The 24,117-nt window shown below is 45.3% G+C and carries 24 protein-coding genes; 21 read left to right on the top strand and 3 right to left on the bottom strand.

The annotated features are described in order from the left end of the window. Positions 1-109: 109 nt before the first annotated feature. The 4 genes from ACOV1R_RS03500 to ACOV1R_RS03485 all read left to right on the top strand — a co-directional run bounded on the left by ACOV1R_RS03500 (position 110) and on the right by ACOV1R_RS03485 (position 4,311). Positions 110-985 carry a YitT family protein gene (locus tag ACOV1R_RS03500; protein ID WP_003640688.1) on the top strand — a complete coding sequence of 292 codons (876 nt, stop codon included), beginning with the start codon at positions 110-112 and terminating at the stop codon, positions 983-985. 373 nt (positions 986-1,358) lie between these two features. Continuing rightward, positions 1,359-2,519, top strand: a complete 1,161-nt coding sequence (locus tag ACOV1R_RS03495) for a CDP-glycerol glycerophosphotransferase family protein (protein ID WP_003645978.1) — start codon at positions 1,359-1,361, stop codon at positions 2,517-2,519. 112 nt (positions 2,520-2,631) lie between these two features. Further along, on the top strand, positions 2,632-3,528 hold the full coding sequence (locus tag ACOV1R_RS03490) for a deoxyribonuclease IV (RefSeq protein WP_003640686.1): 897 nt from the start codon (positions 2,632-2,634) through the stop codon (positions 3,526-3,528). A 57-nt stretch (positions 3,529-3,585) separates the two neighbouring features. Next, positions 3,586-4,311 (top strand): SDR family oxidoreductase, encoded by a 726-nt coding sequence (locus ACOV1R_RS03485; RefSeq protein ID WP_054519011.1) that lies wholly within the window; start codon positions 3,586-3,588, stop codon positions 4,309-4,311. Positions 4,312-4,453: 142 nt separating this feature from the next. Here ACOV1R_RS03485 and ACOV1R_RS03480 read toward each other — a convergent pair whose 3' ends face one another. Beyond that, positions 4,454-5,272, bottom strand: a complete 819-nt coding sequence (locus ACOV1R_RS03480) for a pyruvate, water dikinase regulatory protein (protein ID WP_003640684.1) — start codon at positions 5,270-5,272, stop codon at positions 4,454-4,456. 232 nt (positions 5,273-5,504) lie between these two features. On the opposite strand from ACOV1R_RS03480, the gene rpsU reads away from it, so the two are divergent. The 15 genes from rpsU to ACOV1R_RS03405 all read left to right on the top strand — a co-directional run bounded on the left by rpsU (position 5,505) and on the right by ACOV1R_RS03405 (position 20,916). Then, the gene (rpsU, locus tag ACOV1R_RS03475; protein ID WP_003638914.1) at positions 5,505-5,693 is read left to right on the top strand and encodes a 30S ribosomal protein S21; all 189 of its coding nucleotides are present in this window, start codon (positions 5,505-5,507) and stop codon (positions 5,691-5,693) included. 41 nt (positions 5,694-5,734) lie between these two features. Further along, positions 5,735-6,178: a GatB/YqeY domain-containing protein gene (locus ACOV1R_RS03470; protein WP_003640683.1), complete on the top strand. Its 444-nt coding sequence runs from the start codon at positions 5,735-5,737 to the stop codon at positions 6,176-6,178. Between the two features lie 332 nt (positions 6,179-6,510). Further along, entirely contained in the window at positions 6,511-7,488 is a 978-nt protein-coding gene (locus ACOV1R_RS03465) for a PhoH family protein (protein WP_003644473.1), read from the top strand. Positions 7,489-7,497: 9 nt separating this feature from the next. Further along, positions 7,498-7,977: an rRNA maturation RNase YbeY gene (gene ybeY / locus ACOV1R_RS03460; RefSeq protein ID WP_003640681.1), complete on the top strand. Its 480-nt coding sequence runs from the start codon at positions 7,498-7,500 to the stop codon at positions 7,975-7,977. Continuing rightward, positions 7,961-8,377: a diacylglycerol kinase family protein gene (locus ACOV1R_RS03455; protein ID WP_003640680.1), complete on the top strand. Its 417-nt coding sequence runs from the start codon at positions 7,961-7,963 to the stop codon at positions 8,375-8,377. Before ybeY ends, ACOV1R_RS03455 begins: the two co-directional genes overlap by 17 nt. A 40-nt stretch (positions 8,378-8,417) precedes the next feature. Further along, positions 8,418-9,326 carry a GTPase Era gene (era, locus tag ACOV1R_RS03450; protein WP_003640679.1) on the top strand — a complete coding sequence of 303 codons (909 nt, stop codon included), beginning with the start codon at positions 8,418-8,420 and terminating at the stop codon, positions 9,324-9,326. Between the two features lie 30 nt (positions 9,327-9,356). Then, positions 9,357-10,133 carry a DNA repair protein RecO gene (recO, locus tag ACOV1R_RS03445; RefSeq protein ID WP_003644472.1) on the top strand — a complete coding sequence of 259 codons (777 nt, stop codon included), beginning with the start codon at positions 9,357-9,359 and terminating at the stop codon, positions 10,131-10,133. Positions 10,134-10,455: 322 nt separating this feature from the next. Further along, positions 10,456-11,355, top strand: a complete 900-nt coding sequence (gene glyQ, locus ACOV1R_RS03440; protein WP_003640677.1) for a glycine--tRNA ligase subunit alpha — start codon at positions 10,456-10,458, stop codon at positions 11,353-11,355. Beyond that, positions 11,355-13,439, top strand: coding sequence for a glycine--tRNA ligase subunit beta (gene glyS / locus ACOV1R_RS03435; RefSeq protein ID WP_015380431.1), 2,085 nt, complete (start codon positions 11,355-11,357; stop codon positions 13,437-13,439). The genes glyQ and glyS overlap by 1 nt, the downstream gene beginning before the upstream one ends. Before the next feature lie 256 nt (positions 13,440-13,695). Then, positions 13,696-15,576 carry a DNA primase gene (gene dnaG, locus ACOV1R_RS03430; RefSeq protein ID WP_015380430.1) on the top strand — a complete coding sequence of 627 codons (1,881 nt, stop codon included), beginning with the start codon at positions 13,696-13,698 and terminating at the stop codon, positions 15,574-15,576. A gap of 81 nt (positions 15,577-15,657) precedes the next feature. Beyond that, a complete protein-coding gene (gene rpoD, locus ACOV1R_RS03425; RefSeq protein WP_003640674.1) occupies positions 15,658-16,764 on the top strand; it encodes an RNA polymerase sigma factor RpoD in 1,107 nt (368 codons plus the stop codon). Between the two features lie 757 nt (positions 16,765-17,521). Further along, positions 17,522-17,911 carry a GntR family transcriptional regulator gene (locus ACOV1R_RS03420; RefSeq protein WP_003645984.1) on the top strand — a complete coding sequence of 130 codons (390 nt, stop codon included), beginning with the start codon at positions 17,522-17,524 and terminating at the stop codon, positions 17,909-17,911. After that, positions 17,895-18,788 carry an ABC transporter ATP-binding protein gene (locus tag ACOV1R_RS03415; protein ID WP_015380429.1) on the top strand — a complete coding sequence of 298 codons (894 nt, stop codon included), beginning with the start codon at positions 17,895-17,897 and terminating at the stop codon, positions 18,786-18,788. The genes ACOV1R_RS03420 and ACOV1R_RS03415 overlap by 17 nt, the downstream gene beginning before the upstream one ends. 227 nt (positions 18,789-19,015) lie before the next feature. After that, a complete protein-coding gene (locus ACOV1R_RS03410) occupies positions 19,016-19,861 on the top strand; it encodes an ABC transporter permease (protein WP_225914081.1) in 846 nt (281 codons plus the stop codon). After that, positions 19,858-20,916 (top strand): ABC transporter permease, encoded by a 1,059-nt coding sequence (locus tag ACOV1R_RS03405; RefSeq protein ID WP_021356965.1) that lies wholly within the window; start codon positions 19,858-19,860, stop codon positions 20,914-20,916. Before ACOV1R_RS03410 ends, ACOV1R_RS03405 begins: the two co-directional genes overlap by 4 nt. Positions 20,917-20,988: 72 nt before the next feature. Here the strand turns inward: ACOV1R_RS03405 and ACOV1R_RS03400 are convergent, their stop codons facing one another. Then, a complete protein-coding gene (locus ACOV1R_RS03400; RefSeq protein ID WP_003640666.1) occupies positions 20,989-21,741 on the bottom strand; it encodes an ABC transporter permease in 753 nt (250 codons plus the stop codon). A 13-nt stretch (positions 21,742-21,754) separates the two neighbouring features. After that, the gene (locus ACOV1R_RS03395) at positions 21,755-22,654 is read right to left on the bottom strand and encodes an ABC transporter ATP-binding protein (RefSeq protein WP_021356964.1); all 900 of its coding nucleotides are present in this window, start codon (positions 22,652-22,654) and stop codon (positions 21,755-21,757) included. A gap of 580 nt (positions 22,655-23,234) precedes the next feature. On the opposite strand from ACOV1R_RS03395, the gene ACOV1R_RS03390 reads away from it, so the two are divergent. Together ACOV1R_RS03390 and ACOV1R_RS03385 are read left to right on the top strand one after the other, a co-directional pair. Next, on the top strand, positions 23,235-23,648 hold the full coding sequence (locus tag ACOV1R_RS03390; protein ID WP_217203166.1) for a YjdF family protein: 414 nt from the start codon (positions 23,235-23,237) through the stop codon (positions 23,646-23,648). Positions 23,649-23,749: 101 nt separating this feature from the next. Beyond that, entirely contained in the window at positions 23,750-23,887 is a 138-nt protein-coding gene (locus ACOV1R_RS03385; RefSeq protein ID WP_015380425.1) for a hypothetical protein, read from the top strand. Positions 23,888-24,117 lie beyond the last annotated feature (230 nt).

The following is a 24,117-nucleotide window of genomic DNA, read 5'->3' as shown; positions in this document are numbered from 1 at the left end:
TTTGCTGAGAAACGTGAGACTTTTAGCAGAATACTGCAAAAGACCGGCCGTTTGCGAATCGGCGTGTTACAATAACGAAAGCAAAAACGTAAAGGAGCACACTTAATTCATGGATGATTTTCAGCAGTTATCCAAACACCATCGTGATGTTGTGAAAGCGTCAACTGCTTTTATATACGCCATTTTAGTTTCCATTGCCATGAACTACTTTTGGACGCCGGGGCATATTTATTCTTCAGGAATCACTGGGCTTGCACAATTGATTAATAGTTTGATGAGCAAGTTTCTTCCCGTTCAGATTTCAACTGCGGCGTTACTGTTTATTTTGAATGTTCCAATGTTTATTATTGCGTGGCGATCGATTGGGCATAAGTTTACGTTGTATACGTTCTTAGCTGTTACGCTATCTAGTATTATGATCAAACTGATTGCCCCAGTTGGTTTGACCCATGACCCCATCATTTGTGCGATTTTTGGGGGTGCTGTTAATGGTTTCGGGACCGGAACGGCCCTCAAAAATGGGATTTCAACCGGTGGCCTCGATATTATCGGTATCGTGTTACGCCGTAAAACGGGTCGCAGTATTGGGACGATCAACATGGCGTTCAACTCGATCATTGTCATTGCGGCTGGCTTTGTTTACGGGTGGCCATATGCCTTTTATTCCGCACTCGGGTTGTTTGTAAATGGTCGGGTCATGGATATGACGTATACGCGCCAACAGAAGATGCAAGTGATGATTATTACGAGTCGCCCTAAAACGGTGATTGATAGCGTTCAAAATCGGATTCGTCGTGGCGTTACCATCGTGCACAACGCTGAAGGTGCTTATCAACATGATGATAAAACGATTTTATTTACAGTCATCACGCGTTACGAAATGGGCGAGTTGAAGGCGGCCATGGCCGAATCTGACCCGCACGCTTTCGTTAGCATTTCAGATACGGTCAAGATTCTCGGTCACTTTTATGAACCGAAGCCTTGATGAATTTATCAGATTAAAAGTGTTTGCAAACAGGACTTTCGGGACTTGTTTGCAAGCACTTTTTAATTAGGCGTTCGGGGACGACTTTTACACCACTATTAATAGTGACCCGACTAGCCGAAGTGTGGGCATCTGTTATATAATACAAGCATTGTGTTATTGCTGGATCATAAGTGCATATCAGTTAGACCCAGAGCTAATGAACAACTAACGGGGAACAGACTTGAAAAATAGTTGTTTATATTTAGTGGACTAAGGCAGACGGCTCAAGTAAGTTGACGCTAATCTGAACTTTTTAAGCGTAATTGAGCTGGCACATTTTTGATTGTCACGTAGGGCACGCTTTACCAATAATTAATGATGAAATGAAAGGATGGCCAGTGTGAAGAAAGTAATTTATGTCTGGCTGGTGCGAGTTGTATCGTGGCTAGCGCACTTTAGCAAAAATGATCAGGTGATTTATTTGATGAGCTTTGCGGACAATTTGGATTTTATTCAGCAGTTGAACCAGCGCGTTCCCGGGCGCTTGACTGTTTATTACTTGCCGAGTGCAGCCACCGGGGCGGCACAACTGGCACAGGCGGGAATTGTGACACGGCCGTTTCATGATTCAGTTCGATTTGCCTTGACGGGAATTCCCGTCATTACCCGGGCAGCGGACGTTTATCTTGATAATTATTATGGCTTTACCGCTGGCTTGACGCGGCAGGCCCCACAACGACTGATTCAACTCTGGCATGCTGCTGGCGCGGTCAAAACATTTGGTTGGGGTGATCCACAGACGGCACAGCGGCCCGCAGATGATCGGCGTCGGTTTCAGACCGTGTATGATCAGATTACTGATTACGTGGTTGGTTCTGAGAAGATGGGAACGATTTTTGCAGCGAGTTATCACGTCCCACAGACGCGGATGCGGGTCTTGGGATATCCTCGTTCGGATCGGTATTGTAAGTCCGACTGGGTGATGCAAACCGCAACGGCCATTTATCAGAAGTATCCGGCGTTTAAACAACAGGAAGTTATTTTGTATGCGCCGACTTATCGAGCCGGTGTTCAATTTGCGTTGCCGGCTGATTTTAAGCAATTAAAGTTGCGGCCCGATCAACACTTGATTATTAAGTTACATCCCCATTTGGCCGAGCAGGAACGTGATTTGCAAGCCCGTTACCCGGACCTAGTGACATTGGTACCTGAGTTTAGTACCGATGAATTGTTGACGGTCGCTAATACTTTGGTCAGTGACTACTCCTCAGTTGTGTTTGACTACGCGTTGTTACCAAATTGTCAAAAAATCGTTTTTTATGTCTTTGACTGGGACCACTATGAGCAAGAAGTGGGCCTGCAAGCTGATTTTAGGGACTGGGCGCCGGGACCATTAGTCCGGACGGTGGTGGACTTGAATCATGTCCTAGCAATGCCGGGTGCGCCGTTACAGTTAACCCAGTTTAATCAGTTATGGAATACGCGTAATGACGGTCATGCGATTGAGCGGACCTTGGCGTACTTTTATCCACGGGTGACCACAACCGCTTAGAATAACTTGACAGATTTATTTGGATAATGAGTGATCATGCCGGTATCATATGTATCCGGCAACTTTAAGGTATGACAGGAATTAGTAAACTTGCGAAAAGGATGGGACTACAATGCTTAGATTAGGTTCACATGTTTCGATGAAGGCACCCGACATGTTGCTCGGATCTGCCAATGAGGCGGCAAGTTACGGCGCCAACACATTTATGATCTATACGGGCGCACCCCAAAATACACGGCGTAAACCAATTGACGAACTGAAAATTGACGAAGCACAGCCGATAATCGAGGCTCATGACCTCCGGCAGATCGTCGTACATGCCCCATACATCATTAATTTAGGTAATACGAAAAAGCCGGGTTATTTTGAGTTTGCAACGGACTTTCTCTATCAAGAGATCCAGCGTGCAGATGCCGTTGGCGCAACACAATTAACGCTCCATCCGGGAGCACATATTGGTGCCGGAGCGGATGTTGCCATTGCGCAGATCATCAAGGGACTGAACGCGGTTATTCGGCCAGAGCAGCACGTTCAAATCGCGCTAGAAACGATGGCTGGCAAAGGAACTGAAGTTGGCCGGACGTTTGAAGAACTCGCACAGATGATCGACGGGGTGACTTATAATGAAAAGTTATCGGTTACCTTTGATACTTGCCATACTAGTGATGCCGGTTACGCGATTAAGGACGATTTCGACGGTGTCCTGAATGAATTTGATCATGTGATTGGGCTGGATCGTTTGAAAGTGATCCATCTCAATGATTCTAAGAATCCTCAAGGTGCTCACAAGGACCGGCACACGAATATCGGTATGGGAACGATTGGCTTTGATACTTTGAATAAGGTCGCCCATCATCCACAATTGCCAGACATCAGCAAGATTTTAGAAACGCCGTATGTCGGGGAAGATAAGAAACATCAATTGCCACCTTATAAGTATGAGATTGCAATGCTTCGGGCCGGGGAGTTTAATCCGCATTTGATTGAAGATATTGAACAGCAACGTTAATGAGAATTGAACGATAATCGCTAGTCGGTTGTCGTTTTTTGTTTTAGAAGGAGGAAAATGACGATGCAATTGAAAAAACAGCGGCTATTAGTGATTGGTGGTACTTCGGGTTTCGGCATGGCAATTGCTCGCCAAGCCTTACAGGAAGGCGCCGATGTCCATATTATCGGTCATACGGCGGCGCACGTAACAGCTGCCATCACCCAATTAGGCCCATCAGACCATTTGACTGGAACGGCGTTAGACGCACAAAATCTGGCGCAACTAAAAACTTTTTTTGCAGTTCAGCCCGCATTTGACCACGTCGTCTCAATGTTAGGTGGTGCAATGGGTGGGGGGTTCTTGGACAATTCGATTGCAGCGATTCGGCAGACGGTTGAAGATAAATTTTTTGCAAATCTGCAAGTGGCCCAATTAGCCAGCCACCATCTTAACCAACACGGTTCGCTGATTTTTACTTCGGGTGCTGGTGGGCGGCCAGATAATGCCTCCGGAGCGATTGTTGGCAATCAAGCCATTAATACGATGGTCGTTGGACTTGCCGTAGAGTTGGCGACTGACTATCGCGTCAATGCAGTTGCACCGACTTGGACGCCGACTGGTCTTTGGCGCCAACTATCGGACGCACAATTGGCGGCCCAGGCTGCGACCGTCAGTGCTGGTAATCCCTTGAAACGCGTGGCAACGCCCGCCGAAGTCGCGTCGGCGTATGTTTATTTGATGCAAAATGAGTTTATGACTGGGCAAGTGTTGCACGTTGACGGTGGTGTCGAGCTCGTGTGAGTGACACGACTGATGATTAGTAGCTGACCTAATTAATGATAAGAAAAATGATGCAAAAAAGCGCGCGCTGACCGTTAGAAGGTGGCACGCGCTGATTGTCAGGAAAACTTAGGCGGCATCGGTGAGTTGGCAATTAGTGATACTAGCCATTGTTAGTGTCGTCAGTATTCAAGCTTTCGGTAATTAAAGTGGCGGTTTCTTCGATTGACTTATTAGCGACATTGATAACTAAACACCCAATCTTTTTGAAGATCTTGTCGGCGTATTCCAACTCGGCTTTAATTTTATCCGTGTTGGAATACATGGTGTCGGGATTAAGCCCATATTGGACCATTCGCTGCCGGCGAATATCGTTTAACTTTTCAGGATCGTTAGTTAGGCCAAAAATCTTTTTCGGATCAACTTTCCAAATTTCGTCAGGAATTTGGGCCTGAGGAACTAGTGGCAAGTTGGCGACTTTCAGGTTACGATTAGCTAAGTAGAGTGACAGGGGAGTCTTAGAGGTCCGGGAGACACCCAGTAAGACCACGTCGGCCTCTAAAAAGCCACTCGGATTCTTACCATCATCGTAAGTGACCGCAAATTCGATCGCGTTGATCCGGTCGAAGTAGTTGGTGTTTAACGCGTGTACGGTACCGGGGTGATTGGACGGTTGGACGTGCGTAATCTGTGAAAAAGTATCTAAAGCTGGTGTAATGACGTCATAATAAGGCAACTCGTGCGCTTCGCAAAATTGGTTAACGATTTGGCTGAGCCGGCGATCGACAAACGTATGAAAGATGGCGGCGTGTTCCTTCAGTGCCTGCGACAAAACCGTCTGGAGCAGTGAGTCGGTGCGGACAAATGGGAAACGCTGATAGCGAATGTCATAGTCGGAGAATTGTGCAGCGGCAGCTAAGGCCACGTTATGAGCTGTTTCACCGATGGAATCAGATAAAATAAAGACTTTAATTGCTGACATAGAATAACCTCATTTCGGTTCGATAATAGTCTTAGTGTAGCATAGCTGGCGGGGGATGAAAACGATTTACTGTCCGAACTGACGTTGCTCTTAACGATTTATTTTAAGGAAATTGTAAACTTTGGTTGACGGCCTTTTTCAATTTATGTATAATTTACTAGAACAGTTGCGTTATGTGTAAGTATGCATAATTTAACGGTTACTTTTTGAGCTCGGAGGGAGGGAATTTAACATGGCAAAAACAGTCGTTCGTAAAAACGAATCTCTTGATGATGCTCTTCGTCGCTTTAAGCGTACCGTTTCAAAGAGTGGTACTTTACAAGAATACCGCAAACGGGAATTCTACGAAAAACCAAGTGTGAAGAAGAAGTTAAAATCTGAAGCAGCACGTAAGCGTAAGAACCGTCGTCGTTTCAAGTAATTAGTATTGATTACTAATGACCTAACGAGGAGGGAAAACCAATGAGTTTAATCGATACACTCAATGGTGATCTAAAAGCTGCGATGAAGGCACGCGATAAGCAAGCCCTCAGCGTTATACGGATGCTTAAGTCAGCATTGATGAATGAACAAATTAATGTTGGCCATGATTTAACGGCTGATGAGGAAGTAAGCGTGCTCTCACGTGAACTGAAACAACGGCGCGAATCATTAAGTGAATTCGAAAATGCGGGTCGTCAAGATTTAGTCGACGGCGTTAAAGCAGAAATTGCAATTGTTGAGCAGTACATGCCAAAACAATTGTCGGACGAAGAAGTTCAACAGATTGTTGCTGACACCATTCAACAAGTCGGAGCTACTGGTAAAGGTGACTTTGGCAAGGTGATGGGGGCAGTGATGCCAAAACTTAAAGGTCAGGCGGATGGCAAGCTGATCAACCAAACAGTTAAATCATTATTGAATTAACGGTTAACCGGAGAAATTTTTCTCCGGTTTTTTTGTTTCTTCTGGTTGATCAGAAATGCAGTACCGGTTGTTCAGATTAAGTATCAGCAATGGGTGCAGGGACTGATCTAACTGGGCTTACGTTGATTGATAGCGTGCCAATTTAATCGCTCGAAAGAAAAATGCTGTTCAGAAAATCGTTGTCGAATGCCGAGGCGTCCTTGTACTGGTTCGATGGGGGCTTTTATGCTATGATTAACTAACAAATACCTGCTGAAATCAGCGTGGTTATCACGCTAACTGCGGGTGCCATTATTAAATAATGGTGATTAAATCTGTCAATAAAGGAGTCCATGTTTTTGACCGAAAACTCAAAATATGAACAAAAATTTCTCATTGCCGATCCGGCCCAGTCAGTCGCGCTATTAGGACCAGAAGACGCCCACTTAGCTTTGCTTGAGGATGGGTTACACGTTCAATTGCACGTGTTTGGGGATCAAATGACGATCAGCAGTGATGACGAGGTTGCTGTTCATAATACGCAAGCAGTACTAGATAATTTAACGAGTTTAATTAAACAAGGTATTCAGATTGGGGCGCCAGATGTTATTAGCGCTATTAAGATGGTCAACCGGGGGACTTTGGATTACTTTAAAGACCTCTATTCAGAGACCTTAATTAAGGACAATCGTGGACGGCCCATTCGTGTCAAAAACTTTGGTCAGCGGCAGTATGTGCAAGCCGTTGCTAAAAGTGATATTACGTTTGGTATTGGTCCAGCCGGGACTGGGAAGACCTATCTTGCCGTTGTGATGGCAATTGCAGCCTTAAAACGGGGCGATGTCGAGAAGCTGATTTTGACGCGGCCAGCGGTTGAAGCTGGTGAGAGTCTTGGCTTTCTACCTGGTGATTTAAAGGAAAAAGTCGATCCGTACCTGCGGCCAATTTATGATGCGTTGTACGATATTTATGGCGCTGAACATACGCAGCGCTTAATGGATCGTGGTATCATCGAAATCGCACCGCTGGCTTATATGCGGGGACGGACGCTTGACCATGCGTTCGTCATCTTGGATGAAGCACAGAATACGACGAATGCCCAGATGAAGATGTTTTTGACGCGGCTAGGTTTCGGTGCCAAGATGATTGTTAATGGTGATATCTCACAAATTGATCTACCACACCATACTAAGAGTGGCTTGATTCAAGCCGAACAGATTTTGGGCGGCATTAGCAATGTCGCGTTCGTTAAGTTTACGGCGGATGATGTGGTCAGAAATCCGGTCGTTGCCAAGATTATTACGGCGTACGATCGTGTGGAACAACGCTAGGGGGCACTTATGGATTTAGAATTATACGACCAAACAACAACGGGAGCGCAGCCAGAACAGTTGCAATTGATTCGGGATTTAATTGATCTTGCTGGTCAGACGTTAAAGTTACGGGATGATACCGAGGTCTCGGTGACCCTGATGAATAACGATGCTATTCAAAAAATCAATGAACAGTATCGGGGTGTCGATCGTCCAACTGATGTTATTAGTTTTGCGATGCACGACGATGACGAGGATGATTTGATTGTGATGGATCCGGAGATGGCGGCGGAAATGCCACTAAATCTCGGGGATATTATGATATCAGTTGATAAGGTTAGCGAACAAGCCGCTTTTTTGAACCATTCGGAGGCGCGCGAGCTAGGTTACTTGGTCGTTCACGGCTTTTTACATTTAAATGGGTATGATCATCTTCAGCCAGCGGATGAAACCGAAATGTTTACATTGCAACGCCAGATTTTGGACGCTTATGGCCTCGAAAAATAGACCAGATCGGCTACAGGTTGGCAAAAATCACTCGTTTTGGCAGTCCTGGCTACACGCGTGGACTGGGCTTAAAACGGTTGTGATTGAAGAACGTAATATGCGAACACACCTTGTACTGGGGGCGGTGGCCTTGTTTGCTGGCTGGTGGGTTCACTTGAGCGTTAACGAATGGCTGTGGCTAGCATTAGCGATTTTTCTGGTCATCTTATGTGAAATTAACAATACGATTGCAGAAAACCTGTCCGATATGATCACTGGGCCTAATTTCAGTCCCCTAGCTAAAAAAATTAAGGACATTGCGGCTGGTGCGGTAGTGTTTGCCGCGGCCTTTGCCGTCTTAGTTGGGTTAGTGTTGTTTGCACCTAAAATTTGGAACTTAATTGTCAGTTGGTTAAACTAGTAATTGGTTAACGATTGGACAAGATTGAAAGGAATTAATTATGGCAGAACAACAAGCATTTCATTCCGGCTTTGTGGCGATTATTGGTCGTCCCAATGTCGGTAAATCAACACTATTGAATCGGGTCGTTGGGCAAAAAGTCGCCATTATGTCTGACAAAGCCCAAACGACGCGGAACCGTATCCAGGGGATTTATACCACTGCGGATACGCAGATGGTCTTCATTGATACCCCTGGGATTCACAAACCGCATAGTCGATTAGGTGACTTTATGGTCAAGTCCGCCTTGTCAACTTTGGGTGAAGTGGATGCCGTACTATTCATGATTAATGCGGACGAACGGCGTGGTGCCGGGGATAACTTTATTATCGATCGTCTTAAAACGGTTAAACAACCGATTTATTTAGTGATTAATAAAATTGATCAAGTCCATCCAGATCATCTCTTGGAGATTATGGATCAGTATAAAGACGCTTTGCCGTGGAAGGAAGTTTATCCAATTTCCGCGCTTGAAGGAAATAACGTTGATGAACTACTGACGACCTTGAAGGGCCAATTGCCGGAAGGACCGCAGTATTATCCGTCCGACCAAATTACGGATCATCCAGAGCGGTTTATCATTTCTGAATTGATTCGTGAAAAGGTTCTTGAATTGACTCGTCAAGAAGTTCCCCATTCAACGGCGGTCGTGATTGATTCGATCAAACGTCAAGATGAAGAAAAAATTCACGTTCAGGCCACGATTATTATTGAACGGTCTTCGCAAAAGGGCATCATCATCGGTAAGGGTGGTAGCATGCTCAAGAAGATTGGCTCGTTAGCTCGGCGTGATATTGAACACTTACTTGGGGATAAGGTCTACCTTGAGCTCTGGGTAAAAGTCCAAGAGAACTGGAAGGACCGTCAAGACTTGCTAGCCAGCTATGGCTATCGGCAAGATGACTATTAGAATCGCTAGGTGATCCGGATGGCCCAACAAATGGTCACGAATTTTAACGGCATTTTGCTCTTTCGCCGGGACTACCGGGAACGCGATATGCTAATCAAGTTTTTAACTGCCGAGTATGGCAAGAAGATGTTTTTTATCCGCGGTGCGCGTCGGCGTGGCTTCAAAATGGCGGCGGAGTTATTGCCGTTCACGATGGGGGAATACGTTGGTGATTTACGTGATCAAGGTCTCTCGTATATTAATAGTGTCAAGTCAGTACAGTATCTTGAACATATTAGTCAAGACATTGCTTTGAACGCTTATGCCACGTACGTTATGAACTTAATGGACGTCGCTTTTCCAGATAATCAACCGGTGGGGCGGTGGTACCAACAGTTGACCAGTGCGCTGCAACTGATTGATCAAGATGTGGCCCCCGCATTGGTGGCTAACGTGGTCGAAATTCAGTTACTGCAACCGTTTGGGGTGGCCCCAGAGTTGCGTTGGTGTACGGTTTGCGGTCGAAGTGATTTACCGTTAGATTATTCTGAAAGTTACGGCGGTTTGCTCTGTCAACAGCACTGGCATTTGGATCCCCACCGCTTGCATGCTAGTCCAGCAGCGATCTTTTATCTACGTCAGTTTTCCGTGTTGGATTTGGCTAAGGTTCATTCGATCAAGGTCAAACCGCGGACAGCGGCGGAGTTACGCCGGATTTTGGATGAAATCTATCAGAACTCAGTGGGCGTTCGATTGAAATCTAAACGCTTCATCGATCAGATGGGCAGTTGGTACCAACCGTTGGCGCCCCGGAAGAATGAGGATTGACAAACGAACGACCATCAGCTATGATGATGAAGAACTGAATAGTTAAGTGTTGATGAGAGAAGGTTAACGGATTCGACTTACAGTGAGACCGTGATGGTGAAAAACGGTCAGTCAAAGTTGTTAATTGGCGCTTTCGGAGCTTTAATACCGTGTAATTAAGCTGCTGAGGTTACTCAGAAGTAGGGTGGAACCGCGAAACCAATCGTCCCTATGTCGTTATTGTCGACGACAGGGGACTTTTTTTGTGCCATAAGTCTGGGAATAGCGATGCCCCCGTTTCAAAGCCATCAGCCGTTCAGTCACTAATTTTGGGAGGATACTAATGAGCAAAAAGTTATCAGTGCAAGAGATTATCTTAACCTTGCAAAAGTTTTGGTCGGATCAAGGTTGTATGTTAATGCAATCATATGATACAGAAAAAGGGGCCGGAACGATGAGCCCCTACACGTTCTTACGGGCAATCGGTCCCGAACCATGGAACGCGGCGTACGTTGAACCTTCACGTCGGCCTGCCGATGGTCGGTATGGTGAGAACCCCAACCGGTTGTACCAACACCACCAATTCCAAGTGGTCATGAAACCCTCACCAGAAAACGTGCAGGATTTATACTTACAAAGTTTGGAAAAACTTGGCATTAACCCGCTAGAACACGATATTCGTTTCGTGGAAGATAACTGGGAAAACCCATCAATGGGTTGTGCCGGTGTTGGTTGGGAAGTTTGGCTCGACGGGATGGAAATCAGCCAATTCACGTACTTCCAACAAGTTGGTGGTCTTGAAGTTGATCCCGTCACTTCTGAAATCACCTATGGTTTGGAACGACTCTCATCTTACATTCAGGATGTAAATTCCGTATTTGACCTTGAATGGGGCGATGGCGTGAAGTATGGCGACATCTTCTTGGAACCAGAATTTGAAAATTCTAAGTACGCTTTTGAAGATAGCAACGAAGAATTATTATTAATGTTATTTGATGAATATGAAAAGGAAGCCAAGCGGCAAATTAAGAACGGCTTAGTTCACCCCGCGTACGACTACTGTCTTAAATGTAGTCATACCTTCAACTTGATGGATGCTCGCGGTATGGTTTCAGTCACGGAACGTGCCGGCTATTTAGATCGAATCCGAAACATGGCGAAGTCGATTGCCAAGGAATTCGTGGCGCAACGTGAAAAACGTGGCTTCCCGTTATTAAAACACGCACAGGAGGAGACGAAATAATGGCGAAAACTTATTTACTTGAAATTGGTTTGGAAGAAATGCCGGCCCACGTCGTTACACCGAGTGTGTTACAACTTAAAGAACGAATGATCAAGTTCTTAAAGGATGCCCGGCTTGATTTTGAAGATGTTAAAACCTTCTCAACACCACGCCGGTTAACGGTTCAGGTGTTAGGCTTAGCTGACAAGCAGGCTGATGTGAAAAAAGAAGTTCGGGGTCCAGCTAAGAAGATTGCTCAGGATGCGGATGGCAACTGGACAAAGGCAGCGATTGGTTTTTCTAAGGGCCAAGGGGCGTCAACTGATGACATCGTCTTTAAAGATGTTAAGGGTACCCCGTATGTCTTTGTACAAACCTTTACGGCTGGTAAAACGGCGGCCGAAGTATTGACGGGCGGAATCAAGGATGTCATCACCAAGATGAATTTCCCAACGATGATGAAGTGGTCGACGTACAGTTTCAAGTATATTCGGCCGATTCGTTGGATCGTGTCATTATTAGATGACGAGGTTGTGCCGGTTCAAATTCTGGACGTTGCGGCTGGCCGTGTTTCACGGGGCCACCGTTTCTTGGGCCATGACGTTGAAATTGCTACTGCTGCGGACTATGAAGCTGACTTAGCTAGTGTTCAAGTTATTGCGGATGCCGCTAAGCGTAAGGCAACGATTCGTGAACAGATCGCGGCCTTGGCGAATGAACGCGACTGGCAAATCAAAGTTAATGAAGACTTGTTGGAAGAAGTTAATAACTTGGTGGAATATCCAACTGCATTTGCGGGAGATTTTGATACCAAATACTTAACGATCCCGGATGAAGTCTTGATTACTTCGATGCGTGATCATCAACGGTTCTTCTACGTAACGGATGCCGAGGATAACTTATTACCACACTTTGTTTCCGTTCGAAACGGGAACACGGATCACTTGGAAAACGTGGCTTTAGGTAATCAAAAAGTATTGACGGCACGCTTAGAAGATGCAGCTTTCTTCTATCATGAAGATCAACAACACTCGATTCAAGAATATGTGGAACGACTCAAAAAGGTTAGCTTCCATGATAAAATCGGGACGATGTATGAGAAGATGCAGCGGGTCATGGTTATCAGTGATTTTTTGGCTGATCGGTTTGGTTTGACTGAGACTGAAAAGAACCAACTCCACCGGGCAGCGCAAATCTATAAATTTGATTTAGTGACAGGGATGGTTGGCGAATTCCCTGAATTACAAGGGGTCATGGGTGACAAGTATGCTGTCTTGAAGGGTGAAGATCCAGCAGTCGGTAAAGCTATTCGTGAGCATTACATGCCAATCAGCGCTGATGGCGACTTACCTAAGTCCAAGGTCGGCGCGGTGTTAGCTATTGCGGACAAAGTTGATTCCATTACGAGCTTCTTTGCCGTTGGCTTGACTCCTAGTGGCTCTAATGATCCGTTTGCTTTGCGTCGTCAAGCGTTTGGAATCGTACGGATCGTACGGGAACAAGGTTGGGATTTCCCAATTCGTCAACTCGAGGCCGATATTCAAAAGGAATTAGTGGCCCATGATGCTACGTACAACTTAGACTTCGAAAAGCAAACGGCACCAGTTGCTGATTTCTTAACGGATCGCGTCAAACAATGGTTTAACAACCGTAAGATTCGCTACGATATCGTCGATACGGTTATCAAAGGGAGTCGTCAGGATATCCGTGAAATGTTCAAAGCAGCCGATGTGCTGAATGCGCATCAAGATGATCCGCAGTTTAAGGACACAATTGAAGCCTTTACTCGTCTGTTGCGGATCACGGCGAAAGCTAAGCTGGCAGCCGGTGATTTGACTGTTGATCCAAGTTTATTTGAAAATGAAGCGGAACAACACTTGTACGATGCTGTTCTTGAATTGCAAAAGCAATTTACCCCAGCGATGAGCATGGAGGACCGTTTCAAAGCCCTGGCCGCCTTACGACCATTGATCGTCGATTACTTTGAACAGACGATGGTGATGAGTAAGGATGAAAAGGTGCGGGATAATCACTTAAAGCAACTCTTGACGATCGCCCAAATGATCAACGTGATGGGTGACTTGAATCAATTAATCGTTAAATAAGCACGGACTGTGGATAATCAAAAGAAGTTACAGCAAGCGCGCTGTAGCTTCTTTTTTAGCTTGCTGACAAACAAATTTGACAAATGTGTCTAATAAGGGCAACTTATTATTGCACTGCTGTCAAACTTGTGGTAATATATATTCTGTAAGAGTTTGCACGCACAAAGTCGCATCCAAATTTCGTGATGCGGCTTTTGATTGTGGCAATGATTTGGTTGGTTTGTCAGACTTTAGTTAGTAGAAATGGGGTGGCAAAGTGGCCAATCGAATTCCCGAGGAAAAGGTTGAGCAAGTCCGCTCAGCAGTCAACATTGCGGATTTTATTGGAAAATACGTTCAGTTGAAGAAGGCTGGTAAGAATTTATTTGGCCTGTGTCCCTTTCACGAAGAGCGCACGCCATCCTTTTCGGTCAATGAGCAAAAGCAGATTTTTCACTGTTTTAGCTGTGGCCGTGGGGGCAACGTGTTCAGCTTCATTATGGATCTCGAAAACTTGTCTTTTCCGGAAGCAGTCGTCAAGGTGGCCGATTTTGGGCACATTGACTTGCCGGCGAGCTATACGGCGCAGTCACAACCGGCCGCACCTAAGGATCAGCAACAAGCCGATCTGTTAAAGTTGTACGCGGATAGTGCTAAGATGTATCAACATATTTTAGTGAATACTGAACTGGGTGAACCGGCGCTTAAGTACTTGCACGAGCGCGGGCTGGATGATGAGACGATTAAAACGTTTGGTATCGGCTATGCACCTGCTAATCAGCTCTTGTTAGATTTTTTTAAAGAACACCAGACCGACTACCAACTACTACGGCAGTCGGGACTGTTCATTGAAAATCAAGCGGGTGACTTACGTGATCGCTTCGTTGACCGGGTCTTGTTTCCGATTAAAGACGCGAGTGGTCGGGTGATTGCTTTCTCAGGTCGAATCCTCAAAAAGTCACCTAATGAACCTAAGTATTTGAATAGTCCGGAAACGAAGCTGTTCAACAAGCGTTCAGTATTATTTAACTTTGACTTAGCACGGGGCCCCATTCGACAACAAAAGTCGGTGGTGCTGTTTGAAGGCTTTATGGATGTGATTGCGGCTTATCGTTCTGGTATTCAGAACGGGGTCGCATCAATGGGGACGAGCTTAACTGATGAGCAGATTTACATGCTTGAGCGCGTTACCGACACCTTATATGTCTGTTACGATAGCGATATGCCGGGGCAAAAGGCGACTGATCGTGCTCTGAAATTGCTAGGTGGTAACAGTCGCCTTAATCTGGGTGTGATCCAAATGCCTGATGGGATGGATCCCGACGAGTATTTGCGTGCTCAGGGGCAGGAGAAGTTTGTCCAAGTATTTGAAGACGGTAAGCAAACGCCCACTGCATTTGAAATGCAGTATTTAAAACATGATTTGAACTTGCAAAACACGCCCGATCAATTGACTTATTTACAGGCGGTTTTGCAACAATTAGCACAACTGTCCTCTAGTGTCGAACAGGATTTATATTTAAACCAATTAGTGGCGGAGTTTGATCTTGATAAGGATGATTTAAAGCAACAGTTACGATCACTGGTCGGTCAGCAGGCCGTTCGACGTGGTGGTGGTCACTCGGATGAAACGCAAGTAGCTCCGCCACCAGCACCTGCGCCGCTAGGGCCACCCCCAGCCACGGTGGATGGCAGTACGAACAGTGGCCCGTTAAGTCGGGTAGAGAAAGCGGAGCGGTTGTTACTGTACCGTTTGTTGAATGACCACGATGTTTGGTTACGAGTGATGGCGATTGCTGGTTTTCATTTTGTTCATGATTCGTATCAACAAATCTTGGTGTATGCGGAGGCTTATTTTAAAACGCATAATCAATTTGATTTGGGCAACTTTACGGATTTTATGACGGATTCAGATTTACAGCCTGTCGTCACGAGTTTGGAATTTATGGACGTTGCCAATGAATCTTCCAAGGAAGAGATTGCTGATCTAGTCAACGTGATCATGAATCAACAGCCGCTGGTAGAACAAATCAACAGTAAGAAGGCCGAGTTAATGGCAGCCAAGCAGATCGGTAATCGTGATTTGGTTCAGCAGTTAACGTTGGCATTAATTGACCTATATCGGCAACAACAGCAGGTCCAACGAGCTGATAACTAGGCGTGAAAATGATATACTTAAGGTTGGCTCGGTATTGCAACCGATCAGCTGGTAGATGCATACTAAATAGGAGGCTACTACATGGCAAAGGCAAAAGCAACGACGGAATACGACAAAGCCGTTAAAGCATTAATTAAGGAATATAAGAAAACTGGTAGCATTCAATATGATGAATTATCAGATAAATTAGCAGCGCCTTACAAACTAGATGCTAGTGGCATTGATAAATTATTACAAAAGGTTGAAGATGCTGGGATTAGTGTTGTTGATGAAAAAGGTGATCCTGATGCTCGAGCGGTCAAAAGTGTCAAAAAAGTTTCTAAGAAGGAACTTAGTGACGCTGGCTCGGCTTCTGGAATTAAAATCAATGATCCCGTGCGGATGTATTTGAAAGAAATTGGTCGTGTCGACTTGTTAACGGCTGACGAAGAAGTCGCTTTAGCACTCCGAATCGAACAAGGTGATGAATCTGCCAAGCAAGAATTAGCCGAAGCCAACTTACGGTTGGTCGTTTCGATTGCCAAACGTTACGTGGGTCGGGGAATGCAATTCCTTGATTTGATTCAAGAAGGTAACATGGGGCTAATGAAGGCCGTTGAAAAGTTTGATTACCGTAAAGGATTCAAGTTCTCAACGTACGCGACTTGGTGGATTCGCCAAGCAATTACGCGGGCAATTGCCGACCAAGCGCGGACCATTCGGATTCCAGTGCACATGGTCGAAACTATTAACAAATTAATTCGAATTCAACGGCAACTGTTACAAGATTTAGGGCGCGAACCAACTCCTGAAGAAATTGGGGCTGAAATGGACATGCCAACGGAAAAGGTTCGTGAAATCTTGAAGATCGCACAAGAACCCGTTTCATTGGAAACGCCAATTGGTGAAGAGGACGATTCACACTTAGGTGACTTCATCGAAGACCAAGACGCAACCTCACCAGCGGATGCCGCGGCTTATGAATTGTTGAAAGAACAACTGGAAGGTGTCCTTGATACCTTGACGGACCGGGAAGAAAACGTCTTACGCTTACGGTTCGGACTTGATGATGGTCGGACCCGGACACTGGAAGAAGTTGGAAAAGTCTTCGGTGTGACCCGTGAACGGATCCGCCAAATCGAAGCCAAGGCGCTACGGAAGTTACGCCACCCATCACGTAGTAAACAGTTAAAAGATTTCTTGGAATAATCACCAGATGATGACGTCTGACTAACCAGCTAAAGGTGCTGATTGGTCAGGCGTTTTTTTTGCTTATGTAGATGTTAAAACGTGGTGGACACTGATTTAAGCCGCAACCCACGTCTTAATGCCATATTGACGAAACGTGTTCGGGTCCGATGAGCCTTCCGGGTAGCGACGCGATGAGTTTACCGCTTAACACCTTAGTTGGGCTAATCCTCAGTCTCAAGCCGTCTGAACCACACACTTTGGCAGTGCTGAGCATTGGCCGAAATGCCTTCCAGTTGGGAAGGTATTCGAATGGCTGACAGGGATGTCCCCAACTTTTGCTGGCTTGGTCGTTGCTATTTTAGAGACAGCAATTTTATCAGTAACTGTCAGTTTGATAATCGAACTGTGATTCGTTCATTAATTCTCAGTCACCATATTATGACTGAGATTCCAAACAACTGAGACCACATTAACGTTTGTTCAATGTTCCAAGCAGTAATTGAATTCGGCGACCAATTGCACTAAGTTGAGTGGCCGTTCATCTGTCATGCGAGCAGGGTTCCCGGAGGTCGGAATAGGATGAACAAGCACTGATGAACTGGCAACCAAATTTAAGACTCTTTTCAGTAATTTGGCATACTGTAATGATGTCGCACTCACGTTTGAGGTAATCATTTTGTGCCAGGAATATGATTGTTGAGTTGTCAAACTCAAATTAGTATGTTAGTGTACTAATTGTAGTAATACACGTAGTACACAATACCGAGGTGATAAAATGCCGTTTGCAACTAATGGGGCACCGTATTACGAACAGTTAGTTATGCAGATTAAGCAGCAGATCGTTCAGGAAGTCTTACGACCAGGGGATCAATTGCCTTCAATTCGAGCAATGGCGTCAGAAATGCACCTTAATCCGAACACGGTCAGTAAGGCTTATCAAATCTTGGAGCATCAGCGAGCCGTGTATACTGTAAAAGGTCGGGGGACGTTTGTGAGTGAATCGAGTCAGATTGCAACTGATTCGAATGCGGTTGATGATCTTCAGACGCGCTTACAATCACTGTTAACGGAAGCACAATTTTTAGGAATCAGTGCGCAGCAAGTTCAGGCGTGGGTGACCACGGCTTATCAAAAGGGGGAGTCACGGGATGAGTATCCAAGTTAAAGCATTAAGTAAGCGGATTGATAATCGTGAAATATTAAGGGGGATTACTTTTACTTGGCAGCCAGGTCGAATCGTTGGGTTGGTCGGGCGGAACGGCGTTGGAAAGACGACGCTCTTTCGGACGATGGCTGATCACTATTTGGCGGACGAAGGCGAATTAGTGATTGAGGGGCAGTCGACTTTGCAGCAACCATACTGTCGGCAAAAATTATTTTATATTGATACACAACGTCACTTTTTTGGTGGTCAACGGTTGCGACAGATCATAACGACATACGCGTTGGCTTACGATGACTTTGACCAATCGCAACTAACAGCGTTATTAGTGGCCGAGCATTTATCAACCAAAAGCTACTACCAGCGGTTATCAAAGGGTCAGCAGATGTTATTTCAAATCTTGCTAGCGTTAGCGAGTCACGTGCCATATATTATTTTGGATGAGCCGTTTGATGGTTTGGATATCATCGTGCGCGAGCGGATTGTAGCCTATATGGTTGAGGAGGTCGCCGAACACGGCGTCAGTTTCTTGATTTCATCACATAATCTTGATGAACTTGACGGTTTATGCGACCAAGTGCTGTTTTTGCAACATCATGAATTAGTTGCTGATTACGACCTAGAAAGTTTACGAGCAACGGCCCGCAAGTTTCAGCTTGTTTTTGCAGATAAGCATATACCAGCGGTTGTGAAAGAGCATGGGCAGCTGATTAAAGTTTACGGTCGGGTCTTAGAAGTGTACTTTGCGGACTACACGCCGACAATTGAGACAGCGCTCCAACAAACTCAACCATTGATGATGGCCGTCCAGCCGTTGACCATTACAGATGTTTTCCGAGTTAAATTGGGCGACCGGCAAGCTGTTTGGGGTGGTGTGTAGAATGGCAACTGTAAAATTGAGACGGTTATGGTGGCAACAAAATCGGCCTTGGGTGCGACTTGTGACGGCAACGTGTCTGTTAGTGAGCTTATTAATGGCAATTAATGTGACACATACTTGGCAGGTGGAACATGCCCGGAGTGTACGTGGTGAACGGATCAACGCTGCGGATTTTGTTAAACACCCGAAAGACTATAAAGTTGCCGGTCGTCCGGCGGTTAGCCTGCATGTTTATTATGAACATCTTGACCAGCTTTTTTTGGCCTGGCGAATACACTTCTACGGATCCCAATCAGGCAGTGCGGGCCCAACAACCCAACCGTTTGTATTATGTTTTGGGACTCGTCAGCGGTTTGCTGCTTGCATTCTGGGGTCGTCGCACACACCGCTTCGAGTTTATGGCTGGTTTAGGTGTTACGCGTTGGCAAATTTGGTGGCAACAGCTGCGGCTCGGGCTGCTATTAATGGTCACCGTTTTTGTAAGTCAAGTGATTTATTATGGCTGGATCACGGCTGCAATCCCCCAAGTTTATCAGCAATACCGTAACGGGGCCGCCCTCTTGGGAAGTAGTGTGGCAGTGACGATGGTCAGTGGGTGCCTAATTATGCTTGCTTGGCTGGTGGGGAGCTTTAATCAGCGGTTATGGTTAGCAATCCTGATCAGCACTCTGACCTGGCGTTGGGCGTCGGGAATGTTAACGCGGACAAATATGTGGTTGCGGTGGTTTCACATTCAGTCGTTGCCTAGTATCTGGTTACATGTTCACTACGGGGTAGCGGCAATCATGGCATTAGTGGGCTTGCTGATGCTACTAGGATTAACTTGGGTGGCCTGTCGTCAATGGTCAGCGGATATCACCACATTGCGGCAACAATCGCTATTTAATGGGGTTATCGCCAGTGCTTTGATTAGTTTGAGTATTGGCTCAACACTTGGGGACATCCTACTACTGCCTTTGATGGGAACAATTGCGCCGTGGTATGAATTGGTCGGAATCGTGCTGACTATGATGGCACTGCTCGTCTATCGTGTTGGCCGTCGTTACCATCAACTGGGGGAAGTTGTGAGATGAATAAAAAATTGGGGCACTTGATTATTTGGCAGCATGCGCCACTTCTCATTGGTATGCTGATTTTGTTTATAGCACTGGGGGCGTGGACTGGCTTCAGAATGAATCAACACTGGCAAATGCTAGATCAGAATCATGACATGCTAATTTCAGGTCTTAAATACGACCACCGGCGGCAACAGTATCAGGATGTAGATGGCTTAGTAGCACCTTCGAAACAGCAGTACTTGAATCAATATTTACAAGTTTATCATGCTGATCGGCGGGGATTATTGGCGAATTTGCGCGTTGGGAGTAATGTTGAACCAAATGATTTTCTATGGGGAATCAGTATTTTAGTGGGCATAGCACTCATTGCCATTCCACGTTACCGGCATCAGAATGAGTGGTTACAGAGCTTAGGATTTCGCCGAGCAGCTATTTTTGGTGCGACGTTTTTGAGCTATAGTTTAACGACGATCATTGCGTATAGTTTGGCGAAATTAATGGTTCTGCTGGTGCTGGTACAGAATATTCCCGGAATTTATTTCGCGCAATTCAATTGGTGGGTCTGGGGCGGCAATGTAATCAGTACCACGCTCGTTGCACTGATTTTGATGACCGCTTCTGCATTAGTGTTATTGGTCACGCCTAACCTGGTAATGGCAATGCTCGTCGGCTATGCAGTCGTTAAACCAATCAGTTGGTTTGTATTGATACGGTCATTCGGTCAACCTGGTAATTATTTGTTGGCGTTCCTCAATCAACACTGGTTGTTGGGTATCGCAATTGGATGTCTAGTCTGGGGCTTGGGCGGGATACTTGGTCGGTATTTGAGCGCCCAGCAAATCACGGAGCGTGACCACCAAGCGATTTTGTTACCGGCTTGGCGGGTACCAATGCTGATAGGGTTGAGCATCATACTGACTAAATTGATTACCGACGTTATGCTGGCACCACAGACGAGTTGGTCATATGTAGCAGTAGTTTGGTCAGCAACATTAATTGGTCTGATTGCTTGGATTTATCAACCGCGCTGGAGTCGCTACTTTTGGCAAGTTGTGCGACAGTTACGCTAATATGATGAAATTAACAATTAATCGATAAAGCATCCAGCCGGTCAGTAATCTTATTTGACCGGCTGGATGCTTTTAAACGTTACGGGTTTGAAAAGAATAGTTGGCAAGCGTTAAGAATAACAGTAGATAGGCGATATAACCAATCGCCAGCGTGGATAGATTTAGTCGGGTTAATTGTTGTAGTTGTGGTGTTTGGATTTGCTCGCCTAGATTGATCATGTTGAGCGGATTCCACTTTAACCAGCTGACTTTGGCGTATAAATAAAAACAAAGTTGATTGAAAATGGTCACAATAAAGTACCCAATGATGCCGGTCAGAATGGCTGGTGTTGAACTGGTGAATAGGGTGCCCAATAGTAAGACGACACTCATTAAAAATAGTAGGGTCAGTCCTGTTGATAGCATGTTCAGACCCCAAGTGTGCCAAATTGTACCGTAATTAGGTAACCGCCGAAAGAAGCTCAACTTCAGTCCGAGACTCATGAGGGTGCTAAAGCCAGATAAGCCAATCATCAGACCGAGTATCGTGAGCCATTTGCTGACTAAGACTTGGGTCCGCGAATAACTGCGATAAAGTAGCGCTCGTAACGTGCCATTTTGCCGTTCATTCGTTAAATAAGTGCTGCCAATTGTGATTGCCAAAAATAGTAGCGGAATAAAGCCGTAGTCGTTGTTTACAAATGCATCATATGGCGTTAGTAGCTGTGGGTAGTGAGCGGCATATATCGCAATTATGAATTGAAAAATCATTATAAATGGAATAAACAGTTGAATCACACGATGGTGCATTAATTTTCGATTTTCTTGTCGTAACAATGTGAACATTAGATTGACCTCCTTAGTGGTTGACCGTTTTCAGCATGGTTAATAAGGATGATTCTAAGTCTTCAGTGTGGGGTTGAATCCGCTGTAACTGAATCTGATTGGTCAAAAGTAGTTGCAGTAATGGATTAAGCTGAAATCCGGGCGTTATTAAGACACGAATTGGTGTTGCTGCAACTAGGTGGTATCCAGCAGAACGCAATAGCTGATAAGCCCGTTGATCTTGATTAGTTACTAATTCATAAGTGGGGCGCTGTTGGGCAAGAAACGCTGGCATGCTCATATTGGCGATCAGTTGCCCGTGATCAAGAACTAAGACGTCATTGGCGACCCGTTGCAGTTCACTCAGGAGATGACTTGAAATTAAAAAGGTGGTGCCTTGAGCTTGCGCCCATAAAATTAAATCGCGTAATTCTTTTGTGGCCTGTGGATCAAGACCATTCATGGGTTCATCTAAGATGACTAGTGAGGGCTGATTGAGCAAAGCCAAGGCTACACCCAATTTTTGCCGCATACCGAGTGAGTAGTGTTTCGTTAGTATATCGGCAAATGCTTGCATGCTAAGTGCTTCAATGATTTTGGTAACGCGTGCTGTACGATTGGCACCGGTTGCGAACAGTGAGAGTTGTTGCCGGCCAGTCAAGAATGGGTAGAGTCCGGGATATTCAATTAGGGCGCCCACAGCGCTTAAAGCTTGGTGATGGCATGGCGTAATTGACTGACCATTTAAATAAATCTGACCAGTAAAGGAAGTGAGCCCTAAGATTGATTTCATCAGTGTCGTTTTGCCGGCACCATTTGCACCAACTAAGGCGACGATATGCCCCTTTTGAATGGTGAAGGTCAGGGCTTTTAAAATGTGCTGGTGACTGAAGTATTGATTTAATTGCGTGACGGTCAGTAGTGGTGTGTTCATATTGGAATCCCCCTAAACCTTAAGCGGCTAATAATAACCACTTCAAGGTATTTTACAAACAAAGTATACTATTAATCACAGTGTAATAGTGTAGTATTACGCTATTTAATATAATCTTAATTATTACTTGTTGTACTCGTTATTATTTAGCAATAACTATGGTTAAAACGTCTTGATTTTAAAATTCAGCAACTGCCAGCTTGGATCAACCGGAAACAGTTTGAGTTTGCACCAATTTTCGGTGGATTCTTACCACGCTAACTGGAGGCATAATTATCAGCCATTCGAGTGGTTGACCGATGGGAGCGGCAGGGTGACAGTGCTCAGTAGCCCAAGCTGACGAGCAGGAGTCTGATTGACTGTCACGTTTTAATCATGATTCATGTCGGATTAACTAAGTGCATTAATTATTCCATTGATACATAAGTGCTAATTTGACAAACTGACTTAATCTGACATACTAATTATTAGCGAAATTAAAAACACGGTCTGGTCGGTAGTCCAGACGCAGCAACGGCTGTCAGTAACCTGCCTTCCTTGGTTGTCCGAATTTCGTTAGTGAAATTAAGGAGGGGTTAATTTGATTAACCGATGCAAATTAACGGTGTTTTTTGATCAACAATTTTATCAGGGTGTTTTTGAACGTTGGTCGACGGACGGGTATCAAGTCGCCCGAGTGACCTTTGGGACGCAGAATCCTAGTGAACCCCAGATTAGGTTGTTAATTCAAGATCGGTGGTCAACGCTGCAATGGACGACGGCTAGTGCGGTTGCTCAGCAGCAATTGGTTCGCGAGTATCGTCGTGCGGCACGACAATGTCGTCAACATCACGTTCGATTCAAACCGACTAGAGCAATGCAAATGTTGAAGTTAGAACATCAGCGTAACTTGGTAATGAAGAAGCGGCAGCAGCGTCGTGCCCGACATGACCATGCTCGGTTGATACGAGCAAAGCGGTTGGCAAAACATCGTGCTCAACATCGTGGCCATTAGTTGACGAGACACTCACTTAGCTAATTTTAGTTAAGTGAGTGTTTTTTGACAGCATCAAAATAAAATCAATCAGTTTTGAACCGCTTCGAGATTTGATACCAATGATTCCGGGCTTTGAGGACGGACTACTGATTGGTGCCAATGGGGCGTTAATTGCAGATAATCGGCAAATCAAACCAGTTGCATCAATACGGTCGCATGATTTACAGCTCGTGACTGAGATGGTTGCTAGCGATTGAGTTATATTGCGGATGGCTGCTGAGATTGTGCGGCTCAAGTCGATTTTCAACCAGCTTGATTCTCGACACTTGCCACAAAGAGTTGGACTGCCGAAATTGGATGAAGTGATTAAAGTTATCTTATTGAGGGTTGATGAAGATGCAGAGTATGCGCTTAAGTACTTAACTGCTGGCAACTGAGATGTTGATGACTGTTCAGCATACCACAGAAGGTAATCTTGATTTGATTG

The organism is Lactiplantibacillus sp. YT640 (assembly GCF_049745435.1).
GTDB lineage: Bacteria > Bacillota > Bacilli > Lactobacillales > Lactobacillaceae > Lactiplantibacillus > Lactiplantibacillus plantarum.
The sequence above is the reverse complement of the archived record's forward strand: the minus strand, read 5'-3'. Positions and strand labels throughout refer to the sequence as shown.

Coding starts and splice junctions, on each gene's coding strand:
- ACOV1R_RS03395 (WP_021356964.1), bottom strand. CDS start 22,654: ATGAACACACCACTACTGACCGTCACGCAATTAAATCAATACTTCAGT.
- ACOV1R_RS03420 (WP_003645984.1), top strand. CDS start 17,522: ATGCCGTTTGCAACTAATGGGGCACCGTATTACGAACAGTTAGTTATG.
- ACOV1R_RS03410 (WP_225914081.1), top strand. CDS start 19,016: ATGTTTATTATGAACATCTTGACCAGCTTTTTTTGGCCTGGCGAATAC.
- ACOV1R_RS03405 (WP_021356965.1), top strand. CDS start 19,858: ATGAATAAAAAATTGGGGCACTTGATTATTTGGCAGCATGCGCCACTT.
- recO (WP_003644472.1), top strand. CDS start 9,357: ATGGTCACGAATTTTAACGGCATTTTGCTCTTTCGCCGGGACTACCGG.
- ACOV1R_RS03455 (WP_003640680.1), top strand. CDS start 7,961: ATGGCCTCGAAAAATAGACCAGATCGGCTACAGGTTGGCAAAAATCAC.
- ACOV1R_RS03485 (WP_054519011.1), top strand. CDS start 3,586: ATGACGATGCAATTGAAAAAACAGCGGCTATTAGTGATTGGTGGTACT.
- ACOV1R_RS03385 (WP_015380425.1), top strand. CDS start 23,750: ATGATTCCGGGCTTTGAGGACGGACTACTGATTGGTGCCAATGGGGCG.
- glyQ (WP_003640677.1), top strand. CDS start 10,456: ATGAGCAAAAAGTTATCAGTGCAAGAGATTATCTTAACCTTGCAAAAG.
- rpoD (WP_003640674.1), top strand. CDS start 15,658: ATGGCAAAGGCAAAAGCAACGACGGAATACGACAAAGCCGTTAAAGCA.
- ACOV1R_RS03400 (WP_003640666.1), bottom strand. CDS start 21,741: ATGTTCACATTGTTACGACAAGAAAATCGAAAATTAATGCACCATCGT.
- ybeY (WP_003640681.1), top strand. CDS start 7,498: ATGGATTTAGAATTATACGACCAAACAACAACGGGAGCGCAGCCAGAA.
- glyS (WP_015380431.1), top strand. CDS start 11,355: ATGGCGAAAACTTATTTACTTGAAATTGGTTTGGAAGAAATGCCGGCC.
- ACOV1R_RS03495 (WP_003645978.1), top strand. CDS start 1,359: ATGGCCAGTGTGAAGAAAGTAATTTATGTCTGGCTGGTGCGAGTTGTA.
- ACOV1R_RS03480 (WP_003640684.1), bottom strand. CDS start 5,272: ATGTCAGCAATTAAAGTCTTTATTTTATCTGATTCCATCGGTGAAACA.
- ACOV1R_RS03490 (WP_003640686.1), top strand. CDS start 2,632: ATGCTTAGATTAGGTTCACATGTTTCGATGAAGGCACCCGACATGTTG.
- ACOV1R_RS03500 (WP_003640688.1), top strand. CDS start 110: ATGGATGATTTTCAGCAGTTATCCAAACACCATCGTGATGTTGTGAAA.
- era (WP_003640679.1), top strand. CDS start 8,418: ATGGCAGAACAACAAGCATTTCATTCCGGCTTTGTGGCGATTATTGGT.
- ACOV1R_RS03465 (WP_003644473.1), top strand. CDS start 6,511: ATGTTTTTGACCGAAAACTCAAAATATGAACAAAAATTTCTCATTGCC.
- ACOV1R_RS03470 (WP_003640683.1), top strand. CDS start 5,735: ATGAGTTTAATCGATACACTCAATGGTGATCTAAAAGCTGCGATGAAG.
- ACOV1R_RS03415 (WP_015380429.1), top strand. CDS start 17,895: ATGAGTATCCAAGTTAAAGCATTAAGTAAGCGGATTGATAATCGTGAA.
- rpsU (WP_003638914.1), top strand. CDS start 5,505: ATGGCAAAAACAGTCGTTCGTAAAAACGAATCTCTTGATGATGCTCTT.